4 protein-coding genes are annotated in these 2,570 nt (G+C 72.1%); 3 read left to right on the forward strand and 1 reads right to left on the reverse strand.

The window, feature by feature from the left end:
* Window positions 1-525, reverse strand: a 525-nt coding sequence (locus AB0M20_RS37495) for a response regulator transcription factor (protein ID WP_364305546.1), incomplete at its 3' end; no start/stop codon positions are given.
* A 122-nt stretch (window positions 526-647) separates the two neighbouring features.
* Between AB0M20_RS37495 and AB0M20_RS37500 the strand changes: the two genes are divergently transcribed.
* Genes AB0M20_RS37500 through AB0M20_RS37510 form a run of 3 tightly spaced genes read left to right on the forward strand, consistent with a single transcriptional unit; the run spans window position 648 to window position 2,522 of the window.
* Window positions 648-1,166, forward strand: a complete 519-nt coding sequence (locus AB0M20_RS37500) for a hypothetical protein (protein WP_364305548.1) — start codon at window positions 648-650, stop codon at window positions 1,164-1,166.
* Window positions 1,167-1,195: 29 nt separating this feature from the next.
* Window positions 1,196-2,326 (forward strand): hypothetical protein, encoded by a 1,131-nt coding sequence (locus AB0M20_RS37505; protein ID WP_364305550.1) that lies wholly within the window; start codon window positions 1,196-1,198, stop codon window positions 2,324-2,326.
* Window positions 2,327-2,339: 13 nt separating this feature from the next.
* Window positions 2,340-2,522, forward strand: a complete 183-nt coding sequence (locus AB0M20_RS37510; RefSeq protein WP_364305552.1) for a hypothetical protein — start codon at window positions 2,340-2,342, stop codon at window positions 2,520-2,522.
* The last annotated feature ends 48 nt before the right edge of the window (window positions 2,523-2,570 follow it).

The raw sequence follows: 2,570 nt of genomic DNA on the forward strand, positions 1-2,570 counted from the left end.
CTCGGTGTTCGACAGCCCGCGCGCGATCAGCCGCAGCACGTCGCGTTCCCGCTCGGTCAGCGCGGCCAGCTGCCGGGGGAGCGCCACCGGCTGGGCCGGCTCGGCGAACCGCTCGATCAGCCGCTGGGTGATCGACGGCTCGATCAGCGAGTCGCCGGTGGCGGCCGCGCGGACCGCCGCGATCAGCCGGGACGTGGGCGCGTCCTTGAGCAGGAAGCCGGCCGCGCCCGCGCGCAGGGCCCGGTACACGTACTCGTTGGAGTCGAAGGTCGTGAGCACCACGATCGTGGGCGCGCCGGGATGCCGGAGGATCTCCTCGGCCGCGGACAGGCCGTCGAGCTCGGGCATGCGGATGTCCATCAGGATCACGTCCGGCCGGGCCAGCTGCGCCTGCCGGACCGCCTCGGCGCCGGTCTGCGCCTCGGCGACCACCTCCATGTCGCCCTCGGCCTCCAGGATCACCCGGAAGCCACTGCGGACGAGGGTCTGATCGTCCGCCACCAGCACCCGGATCTTCTCCGTCACGCCCGCGATTGTGTCATCCCCGAGGATGACGCCCGCGCAGAACATCGTCCTGTGGCCGGACGAGGGCCACGCCCGCCGGTACCTAGCGTGAGCTGCATCGACTTACCAGAGGGGAAACGACGATGAAAGCCTTCAAGACTTCCGACTGGATCCTGGCCGCGCTGATGACCGTGGCCGGGGCGTTCCTGATGCTGGAGAACATCCTGGCCGGGCCGGACGCCGAGCTGGCGCACCCGCTGTCCACCCAGACCTGGCTGATGCTGCCGGCGTTCGTGCTGGTCACCGTGCCGATTCTGTGGCGCCGCCGCAACGTGCTCGGCGCCACCGCGGTCACCGTCGGCATGATGGGGCTGCACGTGCTGGCGTTCGACTGGGTCACCCGCTGCGGCGTCGGGCTGCCGCTGGCCTTCGCCCTGGGGTACGCGATCGCCCGGTACGCCGGATCCGTGCGCTACCAGCTCGCCGGTCTCGCCGGTGTCGCCCTGTTGCTGATCGTGACCCTCGTCCGGGACTCCTCAGCCGGCTTCGAGGCGCTGGTCATCGCGATTCCCGGGGTGATTCTCTTCTACGGGGCCGGTCTGCTGGTCCAGACTCTGGTGAGCAGGAAGAGCGCGCCCGCCGTCGAGCGCATCGCGGCCTGAGACCGGCCGCCTGAGCGAGGGGCAGGGACATGAGCGGGATCAAGGGGCGGGACTGGCTCCTCGCCGGTGGGCTCACCGCGCTGGGCGCGTTGCTGATGCTGATGAACATCCTGGACACCGGCACCGATCCCGGCGAGGACATGGCGCACGCGGTCACCTCGCGCTCGTGGTGGATGCTCCCGGTGTTCGCGGCGGCGACGATCCCGGTGCTGTGGTGGCGGCGCAGCGCCCTCGCCGTCACCGGGATCTCCCTCGGCGCGATGGTGCTGCACGACCTGCTCTTCGGCTGGGTCACCCGGTGCGGCGCCGCCCTCCCGCTCGCCTTCGTCCTCGCCTTCCTCGGCGCTCTCGCCTACGACCGGGCCAAGGCGTGGCTGGCCGGCGGGCTCGCCGCCCTGCTGACCGTGGCGGCCGTGGTGGTCGACGCGTCCGCCGGCCCCGGCGCCGCGGTGCTCGGCGTGCCGGTCCTGCTGATCGTCTTCGCGATCGGCCGGGCCGCACGCCACCGCACCGGCCTGAACGAGCAGCTCAAGGCCCGCGACGAGGAGCTACGGCGGCTGCGCGACGAGCGGGCGGCGCTGAGCGTCGCGGACGACCGGGCCCGGCTCTCCCGCCAGCTCGACGGCCTGCTGGAGGAGCGGCTCGACCACCTGACCGCCGCGGCCGAGTCCGCCGACGGGCTGGCTCCGGCGCAGGCGCGGGCGCTGCTGGAGACGATCGAGTCGGGCGGCCGGCAGACCTTGGACGACATGCGCCAGATCGTCGGGCTGCTCCGCGGCGGTGAGGTCGATCTGGCGCCCGCGCCGACGGTCGCCCATCTCGACGCGTTGCTGGCGCGGCACCGGTCGGGCCGCGCGCGGCTGACCGTCACCGGGGACGCGCGGACGCTGCCGGCGACGGTGGAGCTGTCCGCGTACCGGATCGTGGAGTATCTGGTCTCCGCGCTCGCCGACCGGCCGGACTCCCCGGTCGAGGTGGCGATGCGGTTCGACGACGACGCGCTGGAGATCCGGGTGAACGGCTCGGTCAGCCGGGGCGCGGACCTCAAGGCGGCGGCGGCCCGGGCCCGGGAGCGCGCGAAGCTGCTCGGTGGCTCGATCGACCTGAAGGTCGCCCGTGGCCAGGCGAGGGCGGTGGCCCAGCTCCCGGTGCTCGGATGAGGATGGTGCTCGGATGAGGCTCCCGGCGCGGCTCGAGAAGGCGGGGATCGCGGCCGCGATCCTCGTCCTCGTGGCGTTGCCGACCGCGGTGCACGGCTGGCCGCGCACGCTCGCCGGGAACCTCTTCACGGCGATGCTGCTGGCCAGTGGCCAGAAGTCGGTATTGATCCCGATACGGTGGATCAGGGCGCTTTAACACATGCATATCAAGGTGATGTGTCAGGGATAGACCATCATATAAGAA

It is taken from the genome of Actinoplanes sp. NPDC051633, from assembly GCF_040681735.1.
Lineage (GTDB): Bacteria > Actinomycetota > Actinomycetes > Mycobacteriales > Micromonosporaceae > Actinoplanes.

What these genes read in the sequence shown, in the direction of transcription:
- AB0M20_RS37500 (WP_364305548.1), top strand. Translation starts at nt 648, where the DNA reads ATGAAAGCCTTCAAGACTTCCGACTGGATCCTGGCCGCGCTGATGACC.
- AB0M20_RS37505 (WP_364305550.1), top strand. Translation starts at nt 1,196, where the DNA reads ATGAGCGGGATCAAGGGGCGGGACTGGCTCCTCGCCGGTGGGCTCACC.
- AB0M20_RS37510 (WP_364305552.1), top strand. Translation starts at nt 2,340, where the DNA reads ATGAGGCTCCCGGCGCGGCTCGAGAAGGCGGGGATCGCGGCCGCGATC.